Consider the following 20,094-nt stretch of genomic DNA (forward strand, 5'->3'; position numbering starts at 1 on the left):
CCAGGGAACCCTCGCAGGCAACTATCCTTAGAGTGTGACTGAGCTATCTGCGCCTTCGGCCTTTTCCCTGACCAGCACCGCCCAGAGCGGTGCAGCCAACTATCCCGGCCTGGACCGCTGGCGGGACCTGCCGGCCTCCCAGCAGCCGAGCTGGTCGGACCAGGCAGTCTTCGAAGCCTCGGTCAAGGAGCTCTCCGTCCTGCCGCCGCTTGTCTTCGCGGGTGAAGTGGACATCCTGCGGGAGCGGCTCGCGGCTGCGGCACAGGGCAAGGCGTTCCTGCTCCAGGGCGGCGACTGCGCGGAAACGTTCGAGGCCGCCACGGCCGACAAGATCAGCGCCCGCGTCCGCACCATCCTCCAGATGGCCGTCGTCCTGACGTACGGTGCGGCCATGCCGGTCATCAAGATGGGACGCATGGCGGGCCAGTTCGCCAAGCCGCGCTCCTCCAACGACGAGACCCGCGACGGCGTGACGCTGCCGGCGTACCGCGGCGACATCGTCAACGGCTACGACTTCACCCCCGAGACCCGCGCGCACGACGCCAGCCGGATGCTCAAGGCGTACCACACCTCCGCCTCCACCCTGAACCTGATCCGGGCCTTCACCCAGGGCGGTTTCGCTGACCTGCGCCTGGTGCACCAGTGGAACAAGGGCTTCACGGAGAACCCGGCGCACGCCCGCTACGAGTCGCTGGCGCGGGACATTGACCGGGCCATCAAGTTCATGGCCTCCTGCGGGGCCGATTTCGAAGCGCTGAAGCGCGTCGAGTTCTACGCCAGCCACGAGGCGCTGCTGCTGGACTACGAGCGCGCCCTCACCCGGATCGATTCGCGGACCGGTTTCCCGTACGACACCTCCGCGCACTTCCTCTGGATCGGCGAGCGGACCCGCGAGCTGGACAACGCGCACGTCGACTTCCTCTCCCGCGTGCGCAACCCGATCGGTGTGAAGCTGGGCCCGTCCACGAGCGGCGACGACGCCCTGCGGCTGATCGACAAACTGGATCCGGACCGCGAGCCGGGCCGCCTGACCTTCATCACCCGGATGGGGGCGGCTAATATCCGCGAGAAGCTGCCGCGCGTGGTGGAGCGCGTGACCGCCTCCGGCGCCCAGGTCCTGTGGGTCACCGACCCGATGCACGGCAACACGGTCACCTCGCCCAACGGCTACAAGACCCGAAACTTCGACGACGTCATCGATGAGGTGCGCGGCTTCTTCGAGGTCCACCACGCCCTCGGCACCGTCCCGGGCGGACTGCACGTGGAGATGACCGGCGACGACGTGGCCGAGTGCCTCGGCGGTGCCGACCCGGTGGACCAGGAGTCCTTCCTGGACCGCTACGAATCCGTCTGCGATCCCCGGCTGAACCACATGCAGTCCCTTGAAATGGCCTTCCTGGTGGCAGGGGCCCTGTCCAAGCGCTGAGGGTTTCCAGCAAGGAACCGGCCCCTGATGTTCGGCAATGCCGAGCGTCGGGGGCCGATTTTTTTGGCTGAGTGAATCACGTGACCGTGATGGTGATTACCGAACCCTCGGGCTCCAGCCCCACCTTGTCCTGACCGGCAACAATGCCGAGCACGGGTTCACCGAACGCGTACTTCACTTCGACCTCGAATCCGGCATCTCTGAGCACCTTCTCTGCATCCTTTTCGGACATCCGGAATACCGCTGGAACCTGGACCAATTTCGGCCCCTTGGAAATGGTGAGCGTGACGGCGCCGCCCTTGGTCAGGTTCCCGGACGCCGGGTCCTGGGCCAACACGGAGCCCTTGGGGACCCTGCGGTCATTGACGGTCTCCGGGGAGATCACGGCCTTGAGTCCGGCTGTTTCCAAGGCCTTCACCGCGTCCTCCTGCTCCTGGCCGCGGACATCCGGAACCGGGATGGGCTGCGGTCCCTTGGAGACGGTCAGCTCCACCGGAGTGCCGTGCTTCGCGGGAGTGCCGTTGGCGGGGGCCTGGGCCAGGACGGTTCCGGCGGCCGCGGATTCGTCGAATGTCTCTGTGATCTTGCCCAAGGCCATCCCGGCACCGTTGAGCGCTGTTTTGGCTTCGTCCAGGGTCTTCCCGGTCAGCTCCGGCAGCGGGAACAGCTCGGGCCCTTTGGAGACGGCGAGGGACACTGTCTGGAACTTGCGGATGACCTCTCCGGCATCGGGTTCTGATCCGACGACGAGCCCCGGCAAGACGTTGTCGTCATAGACATCATCCTCGGTGGTGAACTGGAAGCCGGCGGTTTTCAGTACTTGCCGCGCTTCCGCCACGGTCTTGTTGGCCAGTTGCGGAATCGTCCCCGGGGAGCCGGGGCCCATCCCGAAGAACCAGCCGGCGCCGGCGGCGAGCAGCGCGGCAAGAACCAGCAGCAGGATCCACAGCAGCCCCCGGCGTCGGGGATTGCCCGCACGCAGGCTCCGGACGGGGGTGGCCGCGGCGCGCAGGCGTGCCTTCTCCTCATCGCGGTCCAGCTTGCGCTGGGTGCGCTTGCTGGCGGGACCCGCCGCTGGGCCAGGACCGTCGTCGCCGTACGAGTCGGCGCCGTAGGTGTCCCGGTCCGGAACCTCGTCCGGGGCGGAGAGCGGGCCGTAGGCCGGGCGCCGCGGAGCCGCGGACATCACCGTGGTGGGATTGCTGCCGCGGGAGATGATTTCGGTGGGCCGTTGGGTCCCGCCGAGCACCTCGGTCCGGGAATGCGGGTCTCCGTCGTCCGCGGGCTCGTTCGGGACAACGTTCCCGCGGCCGCCCTCAGGGGGGCGGCCGACGGCGGGCGGGCCGGGCGGCGGAGGCACGGCGGGGAGAATCGGATGCGCCGCCGGAGGCTGGAGATCGAGTTCGGCGTCGCTCAGGTTGGTCCTGATGTGCCGGAGTTCGGACAGCAGCGTGTTTCCATCCACGGGCCGTTTGTCCGGATCGTTCGCGGTGCACCACTGCACCAGCTCATCGAGTTCCTCGGCCAGGCCCGGGACCAGCTCCGAGGGGGCACCCACGGTTGAGTTGACATGCTGGTAGGCCACCTGGATGGGCACCTCGCCGTCGAAGGGCTGCCGGCCGGTGATCATCTCGTACAGCATGATGCCGACGGAGTAGATGTCGCTGCGGGCGTCGGCCTGCTTTCCCAGAACCAGTTCGGGGGAGAGATACGCCACCGTACCGATCAGGGCTCCCGTGCTGGTGGAAGTGGAGATTGCCCGGGCAAGTCCGAAGTCCCCGACCTTGATCCGGCCGTCGTCGGCGATGAGCACGTTTTCGGGCTTGATGTCCCGGTGGATCAGGCCGGCGGCATGGGCGGCACCGAGTCCTTCCACCACGGGGGCGATCAGGGCCAGGGCGAGGCGCGGCGGAAGCGCACCTCTTTGCTTGAGAACGTCCCGCAGGGTGTGGCCCTTGATGTACTCCATGACGAGGTACGCGATCCGGCCGTCCTCGCCCTGGTCGAGGACCCCGACGACGTGAGGGTGGGACAGCCGGGCCGCCGCCTTGGCCTCGCGCCCGAGGCGGTCCAGGAACTGGGGGTCTCCGGCGAGGTGCGGGTGCAGCACCTTGAGGGCCACATCGCGCTCGAGCCGGCGGTCCGTAGCCAGATAGACGGTGGACATGCCGCCGCTGGCCAATCTGGACTGGATCAGGTACCGGCCATCCACCAAGGTGCCAACGAGAGGGTCCGACGTGTTTTCCTGCACCTTACGATCCTAAACGTTGCACGGAAACGGGCCCGGATCAACATGAGATCCGGACCCGTATCGTTATCCTTCATGGAGCCCCGGCAGAAACGCCGGGGGGCCGCTCCGTCTCTATCCTGTGGACCTGTCCCGGGACCTAGCCGAAGTTCTGCTGGTGGGCCTTGATGGAGGCCACATACTGCTTGGTGTCCTCGAACATCCCGTTGGTGCTGACCGAATACTGGCCCTGGTAGTAGCCTGCGATCGCGTTGTCCAGGTCGCTGCTGGTGCGGACCAGTTGGCGGATGATGGCGACGCCGGCGGTGGCGTTGTCGTAGGGGTCCAGCAGGTTCAGCTGGCGGCCCACGAGGTCAGATGCCCACTCGCCCGAAGACGGGATCACCTGCATGGTGCCGATGGCGTTGGCGGGGGACACCGCGCGCTGGTCGAAACCCGACTCCTGATGGGCGAAGGCCAGTGCCAGGGAGGAATCCACGCCCATCCGGCGGGCCGTATCGGCCACGATGGCTTTCATCTGCTCCCGGCTCGGGACCGGGGCGGCGTTGAGCAAGGCCTTGTTCTGGTTGGCCGAGCTGACCACCGCTTCCGGGTAGGTGAAGCCAAGGAAGGTGCTGGGCACCAGCGGAGTCACCGTCGCCGGAGGCTGGCTCGGCGCCGGAGTCTGGCTCGAAGCCGGTGCGATGGACCCACCGGCAAGCACCAGCTTCTGGCCGGGGTAGATGATGGTGCTCATGGTCAGCCGGTTGGCGGAGAGGATGTCGGCGAGCTTGACGCCATTCCGGGCTGCGATTCCCGAGAGCGTGTCGCCGGTCTTGATGGTGTACGAACCCGAGGCGGGTGCGGCCGGGGTGGCCGCCGGAGTCGCAGCCGGCGCCACCGGAGCCGGGGCTGCCGGGGCGGGGGCTGTGCCGCCGGAGCCGAGCTGGATTTTCTGGCCCGGGTAGATGATGGAGCCCATGTTCAGGCCGTTCCATCCGAAGACCTCGGAGAGCTGGACGCCATGCCGGGCTGCGATCGCGCCCAGGGTGTCGCCCGGCTTCACGGTGTAGGAACTACCGGTGGATGCCGGTGCGCTCGGCTGTGCCGCCGGAGCCTCTGCCGGTGCGTCCCCGCCAAGCTTGATCTTCTGCCCCGGGTAGATGATGGTGTTGGCCTGCAGGTTGTTCAGGGACAGCACGGCGTTCGTGTCCAGGCCGAACTTCCCGGCGATTCCGCTGATGGTGTCGCCGCGCTCGATGGTGTACTCGGCCGGGGCCGAGGCCTGGGCCGGACGCATTGAACTCGGGATGGCCGCCGAGACCGAGCTGGACGGAATGCGGGCGGACACCAGCTGGGTTGCGGCCTGGGCCTGGGCGCGCATGGCCGCGGCCAGGGTGGCCGGGATGGACCGGGTGCGGGACTCCGCTGACGCCGGCTGGGCAACCGCCAGGGAGGAAAGGACGACTGCGGGAAGGGCCGCCGTCGTCGCCGCAATCAATGGCAGGCTGGGCCGCGCCGGGTGCTTCGGCGAACGGAACGTCGTCATGGGAAAGATCCTCTTCTCAGCGGCGAACGCTGCGGGTCAGGCCGGTGTTACTGGCGTTACCAGTGTGACCAATGTTAATGCTGTTACAAATGTGATCTATGTGAATCTCTCATGAATTGGTGGTTAGCACAAGAACAGTCGGACATTATGCAAACAAACACTTCGGGAGTGTCGGGCAGAATGTGCTGATTAATAGGGCCTTGATTCGGGACGGCATTACAAGGGTCCTTTGGCCGTGGTGGCCCTCGGGTGTCCGCACGAGGCCCGGGGCGGCGGCAGTTGGCGCCGGGCCACGACTAGGCGCAGAAGCATCCGCCATGGCAATCTTGATCCGTGAGTACTGTAGAAAGCCTTGTGGGCGAATGGCTGCCCCTGCCCGATGTTGCCCAGCTTCTGAATGTTTCCATTACGAAGGTCCACGCGCTCCTCGATGAACGTGCCCTGGCGGCCCTGCGGATCGGTGACCGGCGGATTCGTTCGGTGCCCGCGGCATTCATCCAGGACGGCCACGCGGTGGAGAGCCTTAAGGGCACCGTTGTGGTCCTGTCGGACGCAGGTTACTCGGACGAGGAACTCATCACCTGGCTCTTCACTCCGGACGAGTCGCTCCGCGGGCGCCCGATCGACGCCCTCCGCGAAGGGCGCAAGACGGAGATCCGCCGCCGGGCACAGTCCCTGGCCTGGTAGCACGCATTTTCCCCGGCGAGTCTGCGGACCCGCCGGGGGCAGCCCGGTCCCCTTGGAGGCGTGTCAGGCCGTTCGGCTGACCGTGGCCTCGGCCAGCTTGCGCAGCGCGGTCTTGGGCAGCTCCTCCAGCGGCAGCAGATCGAGGGCCGCGAAGGCCGCGCGTCCGAACTCCTCAATCAACACCTCTGTGGCGTGCAGTGCGCCGCAGTCAACGATGATGCGGCGGATTTCGTCGATGTCCGCCTCATCCAGCTCGGGGTTCCCCAGCCGGGCATCGATGAACGCCGATTCGGCCGGCGTGGCCTGGTCCAGGGCAAACGCCACCAGGACAGTACGCTTTCCCTCGCGCAGATCATCCCCGGCAGGCTTGCCGGTAGTGACCGGGTCGCCGAAGACGCCCAGCACGTCGTCCCGAAGCTGGAAGGCCTCGCCCAGCGGGAGGGCAAAGGCCGAATAGCCGCGAAGCAGCTCGTCCGACGCGCCGGCCAGCGCCCCGCCCAGGGCCAGGGGGTGCTCGGTGGAGTACTTCGCGGACTTGAAGCGGATGATCGACTGTGCCCGGCTGACAGCGCCGGCCCGGTCCCGCCGCGGTCCGGCAACCTCTTCCAGGATGTCCAGGTACTGACCGGCCATGACCTCTGCACGCATCAGGTTGAAGATCAGCCGTGCCCGGCTGCCCGAAGCGGCCCGCTCCCCGATTTCCGTGAACGACTCCTCGCTGAAGGACAAGCACAGGTCTCCGGTGAGGATGGCCGCCGCGTGGCCGAACCGTTCCCGGTCCAGCGCCCAGCCCTGGGTCTCGTGGAGGTCGCTGAAGCGCCGGTGCACACTGGGCCCGCCTCGGCGCGTGTCGGAGCGGTCAATGATGTCGTCGTGAATGAGGGCGGCGGCCTGGAACAGTTCCAGGGCCGACCCGGCTGTGACCACTTCGCCGGCGCCGGGCTCCCCGCCCGCCCCGCGCCAGCCCCAGTAGCACATGAGTGCCCGCAACCTCTTGCCGCCGGTGACCAGGTTGGAGATGGAGCCCATCAGCGGATCGATGTCCTGGGAGATGGAGGACATGACGGCCTGGCGGGTGGACAGGAAATCGGTGAGCTTGCCCGCGACGGCGGCTACGTAGCCCGTCTGCTCGACGCGCAGCTGCTCCGCGAGAGTCACTTGACGGACTCGGCAGCGACGTTCGCGCCGATTGTGAAGGTTGAGACGCCGGCGGTTTCCACCACGGAAATGTTGACCGTCTCGTTGTCACCGCGCAGGAAATCCTTGGACGGGACGGAGCCCACGGTCTCGCCCGGGACGGCTTTGAAGCCCTGAGCCTCCAGTTGCGCCGTGTAAAAGGCCAGGACGTTGGCGGCCGGGGCCGGAATGCTGCCGACCAGTGCCACCGTGGCAGGCGCGGTCGTCTTGTCGAAACTGCTGGAGACCACCTTTGCGCCGGGCATCAGCGGCAACAGCTGCTGCGGGAATCCCGGAACCAGGGCCCCTACCGTGGCCGAGGTGCCGGGTTCGGCGGAAGGACTGGGCGGGGCCGTGGTGGTCGGCGGCGCGGTCGAGGCGACGGCAGGGGCTGACGGGGCGGTCGAGGAAGCGGTCCCCGGGGCGGGCGTGCAGGCGGCCAGGGCCATTAGGGTGCCAGCCGCAAAAACGGCAACCGCAGCACGTTTGCGCTCTCCAAAAACCTTCACAGGGACTTTCCTCCTGGTGTTGACGCCGGATTCAGCCTCCAGTTTAGTCAGTACCGGGGCATAGGATTGATGCCGTGGGGCCGGACCAGGATAAACAGCAGCTTGAAGCGAGCCTTCGCGAACTCCGGCGCAGCAGTATCCTGCACGTGGACATGGACGCCTTCTTCGTCTCGGTGGAGCTGCGCAGCCGGCCAAACCTCAAGGGCAAGCCCGTCATCGTTGGGTACCCCGCGGACCGGTCCGTCGTGCTTTCCGCTTCCTACGAAGCCCGCAAGTTCGGCGTGCGCTCAGCGATGCCGATGGTGGTCGCGGCGCGCATGTGCCCCTCGGCCGTCATCATCGAGCCGCGCCACAAGCTGTACTACGAGGTGTCCGGCCAGATCATGGCCATCTTCGGCTCGATCACCGATCTGGTGGAACCGCTGAGCGTGGATGAGGCTTTCCTCGACGTCGGCGGAGCAATCCGCCGGCTGGGCCCGCCCCGGGAGATCGGCGAGCTCATCAGGACCCGGGTCCATGCGGAACTGGGGATCACGGCGTCCGTGGGGATCGCGGCCAGCAAGTTCGTGGCCAAGATCGCCTCCACCCGGTGCAAGCCAGACGGCCTGCTGCTGATCGGGCCGGACGAGACGGTGCCTTATCTCCACAGCCTGCCGGTGAGCGCCCTCTGGGGCGTCGGCGCCAAGACCGTTGAGGTGCTGGCCAGGATGGGAATCCGCACCGTGGCGGACGTCGCCGCCTCGCCGCTGCCGTCGCTTCGGAAGGCACTCGGTGCCTCCGGCGAACACGTCTACAACCTGTCCTGGGGGATCGATCCCCGTCCGGTAACCCCGGTGCGGCTGGAAAAAAGCATCGGGGCGGAAGAGACTTTCGCGGTGGACACGGCCGATGACGCGCTGCTGCACCGGGAACTGCTGCGCCTGTCGCACCGCACCGCCGAGCGGCTCCGCAGCGCCGGCATGCACGCCCGTACCGTTGCCCTCAAGCTGCGGTATGCGGATTTCTCCACCATTACCCGCAGCCGGACGGTGGGCACCCCGATCGACAGCGCCCAGCTGCTCTATGCCGTGGCAGTGCAGCTCCTGGAATCCGTTGGGGACCGGCCGATGACGGTCCGGCTGGTCGGCATCCGGGCCGAGCAGCTGGAGGAAGCGGCGCAGGCACCGCTGCAATTGAGCCTGGACCGCCGGGACGACAACTGGCGCGCAGCCGAGCAGGCCCTGGACGCCGTGACCCGAAAATTCGGAACAAAATCAGTGCTGCCCGCCCGACTCCTGGACCCCGGCCGGGATGCCGGCTGACAACCCGCCTCACAGGTAGCAGTTCCGGCGTGCGGACTGGTTCAGCGTCTTTCAGAACTGCCCGCAACAAACTATCCTTATATATACAAAGTTTGGAACGACTGGAACGAGCGTTCGGGCTGATGCGTGACCAGCAGAACTCCCAAAAGGGACCGAGGAACACCCCGTGGGGACGCCCCGATTCGGCCAATGACGGCGAACGGGAACCTCTCCGGAATCCCGGTCGTTATGGGTTTAGGGACACTGGCCACGTCAAGTCTGGACGTTGGCCGACTTAAGGAGGTCGTGATGCCGCTCTCGGAGCACGAACAGAAGTTGCTTGAGCAACTTGAGAAGCAGCTGCATGAGGACGATCCCAAGTTCGCCAGCTCAATGGGCTCGGATCCGGGACGTTCATGGTCTACCCGCCACCTGGTGATTGGGGTGCTGGCCACACTGGCGGGCGTCCTGCTCCTGCTGGTTGGGGTGACCATCCAGAGCATTCCGGTCGGGGTACTGGGATTTGTGGTAATGGGAGCGGGCGTCTACTTCGCGACCATGCGCAGCTCCGTTCCCGGTAAGGGCAAGTCCGGTGGAACCGCAGGAAAGCCCGGGAAGTCACGGAGTTCATTCATGAGCAACCTGGAGGAACGCTGGGACGAACGGCACCGGGGGGACCCCTAGGGACTCCGACGTCGGGAACCGCCTCCATTCCCCACCACCTTGGCAACCCGGAGGCACCAAGAGACCCGCTTCGGCGGGTCTTTTGCCGTTAAACGGGGCGATTTGGCAGTTCCTAGCACTCCGGAACCCCGCGACCGGCCCGGTTCGCGGACACGCCCCGGAACTCCGGGCCGCCGGACCCCAAATTTCCTCCACTTTGCACCACCGGGTGCGATTCCTTGCCCCGGCGGGGGACGGAACCGCTCTGCTGCCCCTAAAAGAGTCAAATATCCGCCGCGTGTCGTTGACTGTGGAGGGATGTGGAGTAATGTGGAGGACGTAAGAGGGTAGTGGCAGCACAGGGGACGTTGGGCTTCCTACGATCAGACAGGCGGTGGGCCGTGTTTCTCGGCACACATTCGCCACGTCTGGACGAAAAGGGCCGGATCATCCTTCCCGCCAAGTTCCGCGAGGAACTGGCCGGCGGGCTGGTTCTCACAAGGGGCCAGGAGCGTTGCATCTACGTCTTCAGTGAGGCGGAATTCGGTCGGGTTCACGAGCAGATGCGGGAGGCGCCAATCTCCAACAAGCAGGCGCGTGACTACATCCGGGTTTTTCTCTCTGGAGCCTCAGACGAGGTACCTGACAAGCAGGGGCGCGTGACGATTCCGCAGGCGCTCCGGGAATACGCAGGACTCGGCAGGGAACTGGCCGTTATCGGTGCCGGAACCCGAGCGGAGATCTGGGACGCCCAAGCCTGGAATGAGTACCTGGCCGAAAAGGAAACAGCCTTCTCGGAGACCGACGACGCCATACCGGGAATCCTCTAGCTCCCGGCGACCACCAGCACGCCATGTTTCTTGATCGAGATCTCCAGCCGCCCATCCGGCTGTTCACCTGGCTCACTTCCCCGGAGCCAGGCGGACGCAGGGTAGGCGCGGATGGGGATCTGGATTAAGAAGCCGTACGCGCGGCAGCGCAGCGAACACCCGGAAGCCCCCCGACAAGGAAAGGACGCAGGCATGACTGACTCACACTCCAAGCCCACGTCCGAACGCCATGTACCGGTCCTCAAGGACCGGTGCATTAATTTGTTGGCACCTGCTTTCGAGGCCGCCCGTGGCCGCGGCGAAACCCCGGTGGTCATCGACGCCACGCTCGGCATGGGCGGGCATTCCGAAGCCATGCTCCAGCGGTTTCCGGATCTCCACCTGATCGGCATCGACCGTGACGAGGAAGCACTGGCCCTGGCGGGGGAGCGGCTCAAGCCCTTCGCCGATCGTATTGACCTGGTCCACGCCGTGTACGACGAAATCCCGGAGGTCGTGGAGGACCTTGGCTTCAGCCAGGTCCACGGCGTCCTGATGGATCTGGGCGTCTCCTCCCTTCAGCTCGACGAGCGGGAACGCGGCTTCGCGTACTCTTTTGACGCCCCGCTCGATATGCGGATGGACACCAGCCGGGGCCAGACCGCCGCCGACGTCGTCAACAACTACAGCGAAGAGGACCTCGTCCGGATCATCCGGAAGTGGGGGGAAGAGAAGTTCGCCGGCCGGATCGCCAACCGGATTGTCAGCGCCCGCGCCGCGAAGCCCTTCGCCACCACCGGTGAGCTTGTCGAGCAGATCCGCGGGGTTGTCCCGGCCGGTGCCGCGAAGACCGGGGGACACCCTGCCAAGCGCACGTTCCAGGCGCTCCGGATCGAGGTCAACGAGGAACTCGATGTGCTGGAGCGCGCGATCCCCGCGGCAGTCAACGCCATCGCCGTCACCGGCCGCGTCGTCGTGATGTCCTACCACTCGCTCGAGGACAAGATCGTCAAAGGCTTCTTCCAGGCCGGCTCCAAATCCTCCGCCCCGCTGGGGTTCCCGGTGGAGCTCGAGGAGCACAAGGCCGAACTGAAGACCCTCACGAAGGGCACGGAGGTGCCCACCGCCGCCGAAATCGCCGAAAACCCGCGCGCAGCTTCCGCCAGGCTCCGCGCCGTGGAACGCATCAGAGCCAGGAGAGACGCATGAGCACCGCCGCCGTCAACCGATACCCCGCGTCCACCGGCGCTACCGCCCGGGCCCTGCCCGGGCTGAACCCGGGTCCGGCCCGCAAGGCCCGCACTCCGCTTGCACTGGTCCGTTCAGTTCCGCGAAAGCGCCGCGCCCCGTTTGTGGTGCTGTGCTTCGGCATCCTCGCAGTGGCGCTGATGGTGGTGCTGGTCCTCAACATCTCGGTGTCCAGCGCGCAGTACCAGCTGGTCCAGCTTCGGAGCGACCAGCTGACCCTGACCAAGCAGAACCAGGACCTCACCCAGCAGGTGCAGAACTTCGACGCCCCCCAGAACCTGGCCGCCAAAGCGACCGAGCTCGGCATGGTCGCTTCCACGGGCAAGGGCCAGATTGACTTGTCCACCCTCAGCGTCACGGGCAAGGCCAAGGCCGCGGTGAAGGGCGACGCCCCGGGCGCCGTCATCGCCGCGCCCGCCGTCGCAGGCCAGCTCACCGTCGTCCCGCCCCCCACCAGCAACGAGCCACTCGTGAACCGCAAACCCGTGGCCGACGTTCCGGCAGCAGCTGCAGCCCCCGCCACGGCGGCGGATCGCACGGCGGCGAAACCCGCCGCGCCGGCAGCCGCAGCCGAACCTGCCGTCGAACTCCATGGCGGATCCGTCCCGCCCCCCGCCCAGAGGGTTCCGGGACAGTAACCAGGTCGAACACCAGCCAGGCAAGCAGCAAGGAAACATCGTGGCGCAGAAAACCCGCAAGGCACGCAAGGCTAAAGTGCCGAGCGCCACACGCAGGCTGCGGCTCGGACTCGGCCTCATGCTCACGCTCCTGCTCGTCGTCGGCGGCAAGCTCTTCCTCGTCCAGGGACTCGACGTCGGTGGCATGGCCGAGGCGGCACTGAACAACCGCCTCACACCGATAGAACTCCCGGCTGAACGCGGCAGCATTCTGGACTCCGCCGGCACCGTGCTGGCCAGCAGCGTGATCCGGTACAACATCGTGGTCGACCAGACCGTCAACACCAAGACCGAGTCGTTCCCACGGCTCGACGAGGGCAAAGACGAGATCGTCAAGGTCTCCCGGGAGCAGGGCATCACCGAGCTCGCCGGGCTGCTGGGCATGGACCGGAACGACGTCCGGGACGCCCTCACCGGCACCAAGCGGTACTACATCGTGGCCAAGGACCTGAAGCCGGACATCGAGGACCGGATCTCCAAACTGCAGATCCCCGGGCTCGTGAGCGAAGGGACCAGCAAGCGCGTCTACCCGAACGGGGCCGTTGCCGGCGGAATTGTGGGTTTCCTGCGGGATGGCACCACCGGCCAGGCCGGGCTCGAGCAGACCCAGGATGAGATCCTCAAGGGCACGCCCGGCAAGCGGCTCTTCGAGATCGGCGCGGACGGCCTGCGGATCCCGGTAGGTGTGGACCAGTTGACCCCGGCCGTGAACGGCAAGGACATCAAGCTCACGCTTAACTCGGATCTCCAGTATTTCGCGCAGCAGGCGATCCAAAGCCAGCGGGACAAGCTCGGCGCCGAATGGGGCGTCATCATCATCTCGGACATCAAAACCGGCAACATCATCACGATGGCGGACACCAACACCCCGGATCCCAACGACCCCGGAAAGTCCGCCCCGGAGGACCGCGGCGTGCGGGCAGTCACCGCCGCCTATGAGCCCGGGTCGGTAGAGAAGATGATTACCGCCTCGGCGCTGATCGAGGAGGGCAAGTCCAGCCCGCTCGACACGTTCACCATTCCGCCGACATACACGGTGGACGGCCAGACCTTCAGCGACGCCTTTGTCCACGGCACCGAGCAGCGGACCCTGGCCGGCATCCTGGGCTGGTCCATGAACACCGGAACCGTCATGGCCGGGCAGCGGCTGAGCAAGGACCAGCGCCACGACTGGCTGCAGAAGTTTGGCATCGGGGAAGCCCCTCAGATCGGTCTTCCGGCCGAAGCCACCGGCATCCTGACCCCGGCCGACGAGTGGGACGGCCGGCAGGAATACACGGTGCTGTTCGGGCAAGGCGTCTCCCAGTCCACGCTCCAGACCGTCCGCGCCTTCCAGACCATTGCCAATGGCGGCGTGATGCTCCAGCCGCGGCTGATCGACAGCTACATCAACCCTGACGGCACCGAGGAAAAGGTCCCGGCGCAGGAGCCGCGGCAGGTCGTGTCCCAGGACACGGCCAAGCAGGTCCGCGACATCCTCGAAAGTGCCGTGACAGAGGGCCAGATCAAGGAGGCCGGCATCGACGGCTACCGGGTGGGCGCGAAGACCGGCACATCCCAGTCGCCGTGCGATGACGGCAAATCGGGGTTCTGCGGTTTCACCGCCTCCATGGTGGGGATGGCGCCGATGGACGATCCGCGGTTTATTGTTGGAGTAGTCCTGCAACGGCCCAAGGGTGATATCTACGGCATCTCGAATGGCCCGGTATTCCGCTCGGTGATGGGTCAGACGCTGCGGACGTTCAACGTCCAGCCGTCCACCGGGGAGCCCGCCCGGCTGCCGCAGTTCGCCAAGTAGCGCCCGCACCACCCAGCACTCAGTACCCATACGACGCCTGCGGGCCGGAGCATCCTCCGTGCGCAGCACCAGATCCACTCGCACCACAAACGGAGATTCCCTTGTCAGAGCTCAACGCCCCAGAGAATTCCGCCGCGCCGTCCGGCCCGGATTCCACCTCGGCTTTCCGGCCCACTGCCGTCGCCGCCGTGCCGTTGGCAACCATCGGGCAGTCATTCGGCGTCACCGTTCCCGGCGCGTCCGGCACGGTGGAGGTCACCGGAATCTCCCTGAACTCCCGCAGTGTCCAGCAGGGCGACCTGTACGTCGCCCTGCCGGGTGCCACCCGGCACGGCGCGGACTTTGTCTCCGAAGCGGTGGAAGCCGGGGCCGCTGCAGTGCTCACTGACGACGCCGGCGCGCGGCTGCTGGCGCTCTCGAACGACATCTCCGTCCCGGTACTGCTGGCCGCGGAACCCCGCAGCCTGGTCGGCCGCCTGTCCGCCCTGATCTACCAGGGCCAGACCGGCGACGCCGCCTCGCCGGCCCTCTTCGGCGTCACCGGCACCAATGGCAAGACGACGACCACCTATTTCATCAACGCCCTGCTGGGTGCCCTCGGCCAGAAGACCGGCCTGATCGGGACCATCGAGATCCTCGCGGGCGGGGAGCCGATCCCAAGCCTGCTTACGACGCCGGAATCCACCGATGTCCATGCCCTGCTGGCCCTCATGCGCGAACGCGGCCTTGACGCCGCGTCGATGGAGGTCTCCTCGCACGCCGTTTCCTTCCACCGCGTGGACGGCGTCGTGTTCGACGTCGTTGGCTTCACCAACCTGACCCAGGACCACCTGGACCTGCACGGCAGCATGGAGGAGTACTTCCAGACCAAGGCCCGGCTGTTCACGGCAGAGCGCGCCGGCGCCGCGGTGATCACCGTCGACGACGAGTGGGGCCGGAGGCTCGCGGCGTCGGCCGGAGTTCCGGTCACCACCCTCTCCACCGCGCCGCCGGCAGCCGAGGTCGACGGGGGAACCGCAGCGGACTGGACGGTCACCGGTCAGTCGCCGCAGGGGCTGGGGACCGACTTCACCCTGCAGCACCGGAACGGTACCGCCCTGCGCGTGCACACCGGCCTTCCGGGCGGCTTCAACGTGGCCAACGCCGCACTCGCCACGGTCATGGTGCTCGCGGGCGGGCACGACGCCGGCGCGGTGCAGGCCGCCCTCGACGCCAAGGATCCTTTCACGGTTGCGGTTCCGGGCCGCATGCAGCTCATCTCCACCGCACCCGCCGCGGTGGTCGACTTCGCCCACAACCCCGATGCCCTGGCCCGCGCCCTCGAAGCCGTCCGCTCGCCTGTTCCGGGCTCCAAGGTGATCGTCGTCTTCGGCGCCACCGGTCAGCGCGACCAGAGCAAGCGCCCGGCGATGGGCGCCATCGCCGCCCGGCTCGCGGACACCGTCATTGTCAGCGACGACGACCCGCACGACGAGGATGCTGCGGGCATCCGCTCGGACGTTCTGGCCGGAGCCCTCGAGGCCAAGAACCGTGAGGGCCTGGGGTGCACGGTTGTCGAGGTCTTCCCACGCGACGCCGCCATCCGGAGGGCCGTTGAGCTCGCCGGGGCGGAGGACACCATCCTGGTCGCGGGGCGGGGCCATGAAGTGTGGCAGGAAGTCAAGGGTGTCAATTTCGCCCTCGACGACAGGGTGGAGCTCCGCTCCGCCTTGACAGCACGGGGATTCACCGTTCTCCAAGACCAGCGGATAGAGTCCTAAACCGAGATGATTGCACTTACAGCGGCGGAAATCGCCGACATAACCAACGGCCGGCTGGCTGCTGAACCGGGCATCACGCCCGGCTCCGTGGTAACCGACTCCCGTGAAGCCGCAGCGGGTTCCCTCTACGTGGCGAAGCCAGGCGAGGCGGCCGACGGACACGACTTCGTGGGCGCCGCCTTCGAACGCGGCGCAGTTCTGGCCCTTGTGGAGCACGACGTCGCCGACGCCGACGGCCGGAACTACCCGGCCGTCGTCGTCCAGGACTCCGTCCTCGCCATGGGGGCCCTCGCCGCCGAGACAGTCCGCAGGATCCGGGCCCGCCGGAACGCCGAAGGCGCACCGCTGACCGTCATCGGCATCACCGGATCCGCGGGTAAGACCACCACCAAGGACCTGCTGGCCGGCATCCTCACCGCCGGCAGCGACGGCGACAACGGCTCTGGAGCCAAGACGGTCGCCCCGCAGGGCTCCTACAACGGCGAGGTCGGCGTTCCACTGACCGTGTTCAAAGCGGGCTTTGACACCCGCTACCTCGTGATCGAGATGGGCGCCACCGGTGTCGGACACATCCGCTACCTCGCGGACATGGTCCGCCCCGACATCGGCGTGGTACTTGGCGTCGGCACAGCGCACGCCGGCGAATTCGGTGGAGTGGAGAACATCGTCATCGCCAAGGGCGAACTCGTCGAGGCCCTCCCGGCCGAAGGCACCGCGATCCTGAACCTGGACGACGCCCGCGTCGCCGGCATGGCTGAGCGTACCGGCGCCGCCGTTCTCGGCTACTCCGCCCAGCCCGCCCGCGCCGGCCGTCCCGGCGAAGCCGGTACATACAGAGCCGGTGCCGAGCATGTCCGGGCCGAAGGCGTTGAACTGAACGTTTCCGGAAACCCCGAGTTTGAGCTCTTCCTGCCGGGCGACACCGCCGGCCACCACGTCAGCTCACGGCTGATCGGGGCCCACCACATCAGCAACCTGCTGGCAGCGGCAGCAGCAGCCCACGCCGCCGGCATCGCCCCGGCAGCGATCGCCGCCTCGCTGAGCGCGCAGACAGCTGCGAGCCGGTGGCGGATGGAACGCACCGAGCGGGCCGACGGCGTCACCATCATCAACGATGCCTACAACGCGAACCCGGAATCCATGCGGGCAGCCCTGCGGACCCTCGCCGACCTCGGCCGGGGCCGCCGGACCTGGGCGGTGCTTGGCGCCATGCTCGAGCTGGGCCCGGACTCCATCCGCGAGCACATGGCCGTCGGCACCCAGGTGGTCCGGCTCAACATCTCCCGGCTGGTGGTGGTGGGCAGGGAAGCGCGGTCGCTCTACGTGTCCGCGGTCAACGAAGGATCCTGGGGCGACGAATGCGTCTTCACCGAGTCCGCCGACGAGGCCTACGAGCTCCTGCAGGCCGAACTCCAGCCGGGGGACCTCGTGCTCTTCAAGTCCTCGAACAGCATCGGGCTGCGCCACCTGGGCGATCGGATAGCATTGCCTCCACAAGCCCCGGGCGGCCCCGCCGCCGGCGCTGCTGCCCATGCCGCCGAATCCGCGGCTGGAAAACCGGCCGGAACCGCCACTGAAGGGAGTGCGCTGCTGTGATTGCACTGCTGATGGGCTCCGGCCTGGCCCTGCTCTTTGCCCTCGTGGGCACCCCGCTGTTCATCCGGCTCCTGGTCCACAAGAGCTACGGGCAGTTCATCCGCGATGACGGCCCCACCACGCACCACACCAAGCGCGGCACCCCCACCATGGGCGGCACCATCGTGGTGCTCGCTGTCCTCGCCAGCTACGGGCTGACCCACCTGATCATGTGGATGATCAACCCGGCCTCACCGGGCCCCTCCGCCTCGGCACTGCTCCTGCTGTTCCTCATGGTCGGTATGGGGTTCGTCGGATTCCTCGACGACTTCATCAAGATCTCCAAGCAGCGCAGCCTCGGCCTGGACGTCAAAGCCAAGCTGATCCTGCAGGCCGCCGTCGGGATCGCGTTTGCCGTCCTGGTGCTGCAGTTCCCCGACGAAAATGGGCTCACCCCGGCGTCCACCCAGATCTCCCTGGTCCGCGACATCCCGTGGCTGAACCTGGCGTTCGGCGGAACCGTGCTCGGCGCCATCCTGTTCGTGCTCTGGTCGAACCTGATCGTCACTGCGGCGACCAACGGCGTGAACCTCACCGACGGCCTCGACGGGCTCGCCGCCGGTGCCTCCATCATGGTGTTCGGGGCCTACACCCTGATAGGTATCTGGCAGAGCAACCAGGCCTGCGGCTCCCCGCGGCAGGCCGGCAGCGGCTGCTATTCCGTCCGCGACCCGCTGGACCTTGCCCTGCTCGCTGCCATCCTCAGCGCCGCCCTGGTGGGCTTCCTCTGGTGGAACACCTCACCGGCGAAAATCTTCATGGGAGACACCGGATCGCTGGCCATCGGCGGCGCCGTCGCCGGCTTCGCGATCCTCTCCCGGACCGAACTGCTGCTCGGCTTCATTGGCGGCCTGTTCGTCCTGATCACCTTGTCCGTCATCATCCAGGTCGGCTATTTCAAGATCACCAAGGGAAAGCGGTTCTTCAAAATGGCCCCGCTCCAGCACCACTTTGAACTTAAGGGCTGGGCGGAAGTCACCGTCGTTGTCCGGTTCTGGATCCTCTGCGGGCTGTTCGTCGCCGCGGGGCTCGGAATCTTCTACGCCGAATGGGTGGTGCTCCTGTGACCGGCCCCATTCCCGCAGCGCTCACCACGTCACCCCGGCTGAAGGACCTGGTTAGCTGGGATTCGGCTTGGACCGGCCTGCGCGTGGTCGTGACCGGCATCGGCGTCTCCGGCTTCGCCGCCGCCGACACCCTGATCGAACTCGGCGCCCGGGTGGTGGTGGTGGACGCCGCCACCAGCCCGAAGGCGCATGCGCAGGCGGACACGCTCCGGATCGTCGGCGCCGTGGACGTGCTGCTGGGCGAGGAAGCCGTCCTCACGGTTCCCAAGATCGACGGCGAAAAACCGGATCTGATCGTCACCTCACCGGGCTGGCGGCCGGACCAGTCGTTGCTGGCATCCGCCGCACGGGCGCACATCCCTGTCTGGGGCGACGTCGAACTCGCCTGGCGGGTCCGCGAACGCCAAGGCCGCAAGACCGCGGACTGGCTGACCATCACCGGCACCAACGGCAAAACGACCACGGTGGGCCTGACCGAGTCCATGCTGCAGGCCGCCGGGCTCAAGGCCCTCGCCGTCGGCAACGTCGGCACGCCGATCCTGGACGCCCTCCGGGACCCGGTGGAATACGACGTCCTCGCCGTCGAACTCTCAAGCTTCCAGCTGCACTGGAGCCACTCCGTGTCGCCGGTCGCCAGTGTGTGCCTCAACGTCGCCGAAGACCATGTGGACTGGCACGGCTCCTACGCCTCCTACCTGGCCGACAAGGCGAAGGTCTACGAGAACACCCAAAAGGCGTGCGTCTACAACGCGGAGCAGGTCGAAACCGAACGCATGGTGGAGGAAGCGGAAGTAGTGGAGGGGTGCCGAGCCGTGGGCTTCACCACGCTTACCCCGGCGATCAGCATGGTCGGCGTCGTGGAAGGGCTCCTGGTGGACCGCGCGTTCATCGCCGAACGCAAGGACAGCGCCGTGGAGCTGGCCCCCATCGCCGACTTGGGCCCGGTGGCCCCCCGGCACATGGTGGCCAACGCCCTCGCCGCCGCCGCCCTGGTCCGGGCCTACGGGGTGGAGCCCTCCGCGGTCCGCCAGGGCCTGCTGAACCACCTGCCGGGCGACCACCGTATCCAAGTCGTCGCCCGCCACGACGGCGTGCTCTGGATCAACGACTCCAAGGCCACCAATCCCCATGCGGCGGCCGCCTCCTTGTCCACGTTCGACCACGTCGTCTGGATCGCCGGCGGGCTTTCCAAAGGCGTCAACTACGACGCGCTGGTCCGGGAGCAGGCCAAGCGGCTCAAGGCAGTGGTGCTGATCGGTACCGACTCCGGCGACCTCCTGTCCGCGCTGCAGCGACACGCGCCGGATGTCCCCGTGATCGGGCCGGCGAAGGGCCAGACTGAAGACGTGCAGACTGCCGGACCGGCCCATGCCGACGCAGGCCCACCGCCGATTTTTGGTGAGACTGTGATGGCCCAGGCCGTCGCCGCGGCCGCGCAGCTGGCCGCTTCGGGGGACACTGTGCTGCTGGCCCCGGCGGCTGCATCCATGGATCAGTTCTCTTCCTACGCTCACCGTGGCGACGCCTTCATCGAAGCTGTCCGCGAGCTCGTGGAAGGGCAGGCTCAGACCAGCGAGGAGTAA

At 67.1% G+C, this 20,094-nt stretch carries 16 protein-coding genes; 12 read left to right on the forward strand and 4 right to left on the reverse strand.

Features of this window, described 5'->3' with window-relative positions; all coding sequences use genetic code 11:
* Positions 1 to 34 precede the first annotated feature (34 nt).
* Positions 35 to 1,426 carry a class II 3-deoxy-7-phosphoheptulonate synthase gene (locus tag OM977_RS07415; RefSeq protein ID WP_264356847.1) on the forward strand — a complete coding sequence of 464 codons (1,392 nt, stop codon included), beginning with the start codon at positions 35 to 37 and terminating at the stop codon, positions 1,424 to 1,426.
* 76 nt (positions 1,427 to 1,502) lie between these two features.
* Here the strand turns inward: OM977_RS07415 and OM977_RS07420 are convergent, their stop codons facing one another.
* Together OM977_RS07420 and OM977_RS07425 are read right to left on the reverse strand one after the other, a co-directional pair.
* The gene (locus tag OM977_RS07420) at positions 1,503 to 3,677 is read right to left on the reverse strand and encodes a Stk1 family PASTA domain-containing Ser/Thr kinase (RefSeq protein WP_264356848.1); all 2,175 of its coding nucleotides are present in this window, start codon (positions 3,675 to 3,677) and stop codon (positions 1,503 to 1,505) included.
* Positions 3,678 to 3,813: 136 nt separating this feature from the next.
* On the reverse strand, positions 3,814 to 5,202 hold the full coding sequence (locus OM977_RS07425; protein WP_264356849.1) for a lytic transglycosylase domain-containing protein: 1,389 nt from the start codon (positions 5,200 to 5,202) through the stop codon (positions 3,814 to 3,816).
* Positions 5,203 to 5,535: 333 nt separating this feature from the next.
* On the opposite strand from OM977_RS07425, the gene OM977_RS07430 reads away from it, so the two are divergent.
* Positions 5,536 to 5,889 carry an Rv2175c family DNA-binding protein gene (locus tag OM977_RS07430; protein ID WP_264356850.1) on the forward strand — a complete coding sequence of 118 codons (354 nt, stop codon included), beginning with the start codon at positions 5,536 to 5,538 and terminating at the stop codon, positions 5,887 to 5,889.
* A gap of 63 nt (positions 5,890 to 5,952) precedes the next feature.
* On the opposite strand, the gene OM977_RS07435 is transcribed toward OM977_RS07430, so the two are convergent.
* Both OM977_RS07435 and OM977_RS07440 read right to left on the reverse strand, forming a co-directional pair.
* Positions 5,953 to 7,047: a polyprenyl synthetase family protein gene (locus OM977_RS07435; protein WP_264356851.1), complete on the reverse strand. Its 1,095-nt coding sequence runs from the start codon at positions 7,045 to 7,047 to the stop codon at positions 5,953 to 5,955.
* Entirely contained in the window at positions 7,044 to 7,574 is a 531-nt protein-coding gene (locus tag OM977_RS07440) for a hypothetical protein (RefSeq protein ID WP_264356852.1), read from the reverse strand. The genes OM977_RS07435 and OM977_RS07440 overlap by 4 nt, the downstream gene beginning before the upstream one ends.
* Positions 7,575 to 7,648: 74 nt before the next feature.
* Here OM977_RS07440 and dinB point away from each other — a divergent pair, with 74 nt between their 5' ends.
* The 10 genes from dinB to murD all read left to right on the forward strand — a co-directional run bounded on the left by dinB (position 7,649) and on the right by murD (position 20,094).
* Positions 7,649 to 8,875 carry a DNA polymerase IV gene (gene dinB / locus OM977_RS07445; protein WP_264356853.1) on the forward strand — a complete coding sequence of 409 codons (1,227 nt, stop codon included), beginning with the start codon at positions 7,649 to 7,651 and terminating at the stop codon, positions 8,873 to 8,875.
* A 288-nt stretch (positions 8,876 to 9,163) separates the two neighbouring features.
* Positions 9,164 to 9,538, forward strand: coding sequence for a DUF3040 domain-containing protein (locus OM977_RS07450; protein WP_264356854.1), 375 nt, complete (start codon positions 9,164 to 9,166; stop codon positions 9,536 to 9,538).
* A gap of 380 nt (positions 9,539 to 9,918) precedes the next feature.
* A complete protein-coding gene (gene mraZ / locus OM977_RS07455; protein ID WP_264356855.1) occupies positions 9,919 to 10,347 on the forward strand; it encodes a division/cell wall cluster transcriptional repressor MraZ in 429 nt (142 codons plus the stop codon).
* A gap of 192 nt (positions 10,348 to 10,539) precedes the next feature.
* Entirely contained in the window at positions 10,540 to 11,535 is a 996-nt protein-coding gene (rsmH, locus tag OM977_RS07460) for a 16S rRNA (cytosine(1402)-N(4))-methyltransferase RsmH (RefSeq protein ID WP_264356856.1), read from the forward strand.
* Positions 11,532 to 12,212, forward strand: a complete 681-nt coding sequence (locus OM977_RS07465; protein WP_264356857.1) for a hypothetical protein — start codon at positions 11,532 to 11,534, stop codon at positions 12,210 to 12,212. The genes rsmH and OM977_RS07465 overlap by 4 nt, the downstream gene beginning before the upstream one ends.
* A 40-nt stretch (positions 12,213 to 12,252) precedes the next feature.
* On the forward strand, positions 12,253 to 14,049 hold the full coding sequence (locus tag OM977_RS07470) for a peptidoglycan D,D-transpeptidase FtsI family protein (protein WP_264356858.1): 1,797 nt from the start codon (positions 12,253 to 12,255) through the stop codon (positions 14,047 to 14,049).
* 101 nt (positions 14,050 to 14,150) lie between these two features.
* Positions 14,151 to 15,809, forward strand: a complete 1,659-nt coding sequence (locus OM977_RS07475) for a UDP-N-acetylmuramoyl-L-alanyl-D-glutamate--2,6-diaminopimelate ligase (protein WP_264356859.1) — start codon at positions 14,151 to 14,153, stop codon at positions 15,807 to 15,809.
* 6 nt (positions 15,810 to 15,815) lie between these two features.
* Positions 15,816 to 17,405, forward strand: coding sequence for a UDP-N-acetylmuramoyl-tripeptide--D-alanyl-D-alanine ligase (locus OM977_RS07480; protein ID WP_264356860.1), 1,590 nt, complete (start codon positions 15,816 to 15,818; stop codon positions 17,403 to 17,405).
* Positions 17,402 to 18,511, forward strand: a complete 1,110-nt coding sequence (gene mraY, locus OM977_RS07485; protein WP_264356861.1) for a phospho-N-acetylmuramoyl-pentapeptide-transferase — start codon at positions 17,402 to 17,404, stop codon at positions 18,509 to 18,511. Before OM977_RS07480 ends, mraY begins: the two co-directional genes overlap by 4 nt.
* Entirely contained in the window at positions 18,493 to 20,094 is a 1,602-nt protein-coding gene (gene murD / locus OM977_RS07490) for a UDP-N-acetylmuramoyl-L-alanine--D-glutamate ligase (RefSeq protein WP_264356862.1), read from the forward strand. The genes mraY and murD overlap by 19 nt, the downstream gene beginning before the upstream one ends.

Source organism: Pseudarthrobacter sp. MM222, from assembly GCF_947090775.1.
In the GTDB taxonomy this organism is placed as follows: Bacteria; Actinomycetota; Actinomycetes; order Actinomycetales; family Micrococcaceae; genus Arthrobacter.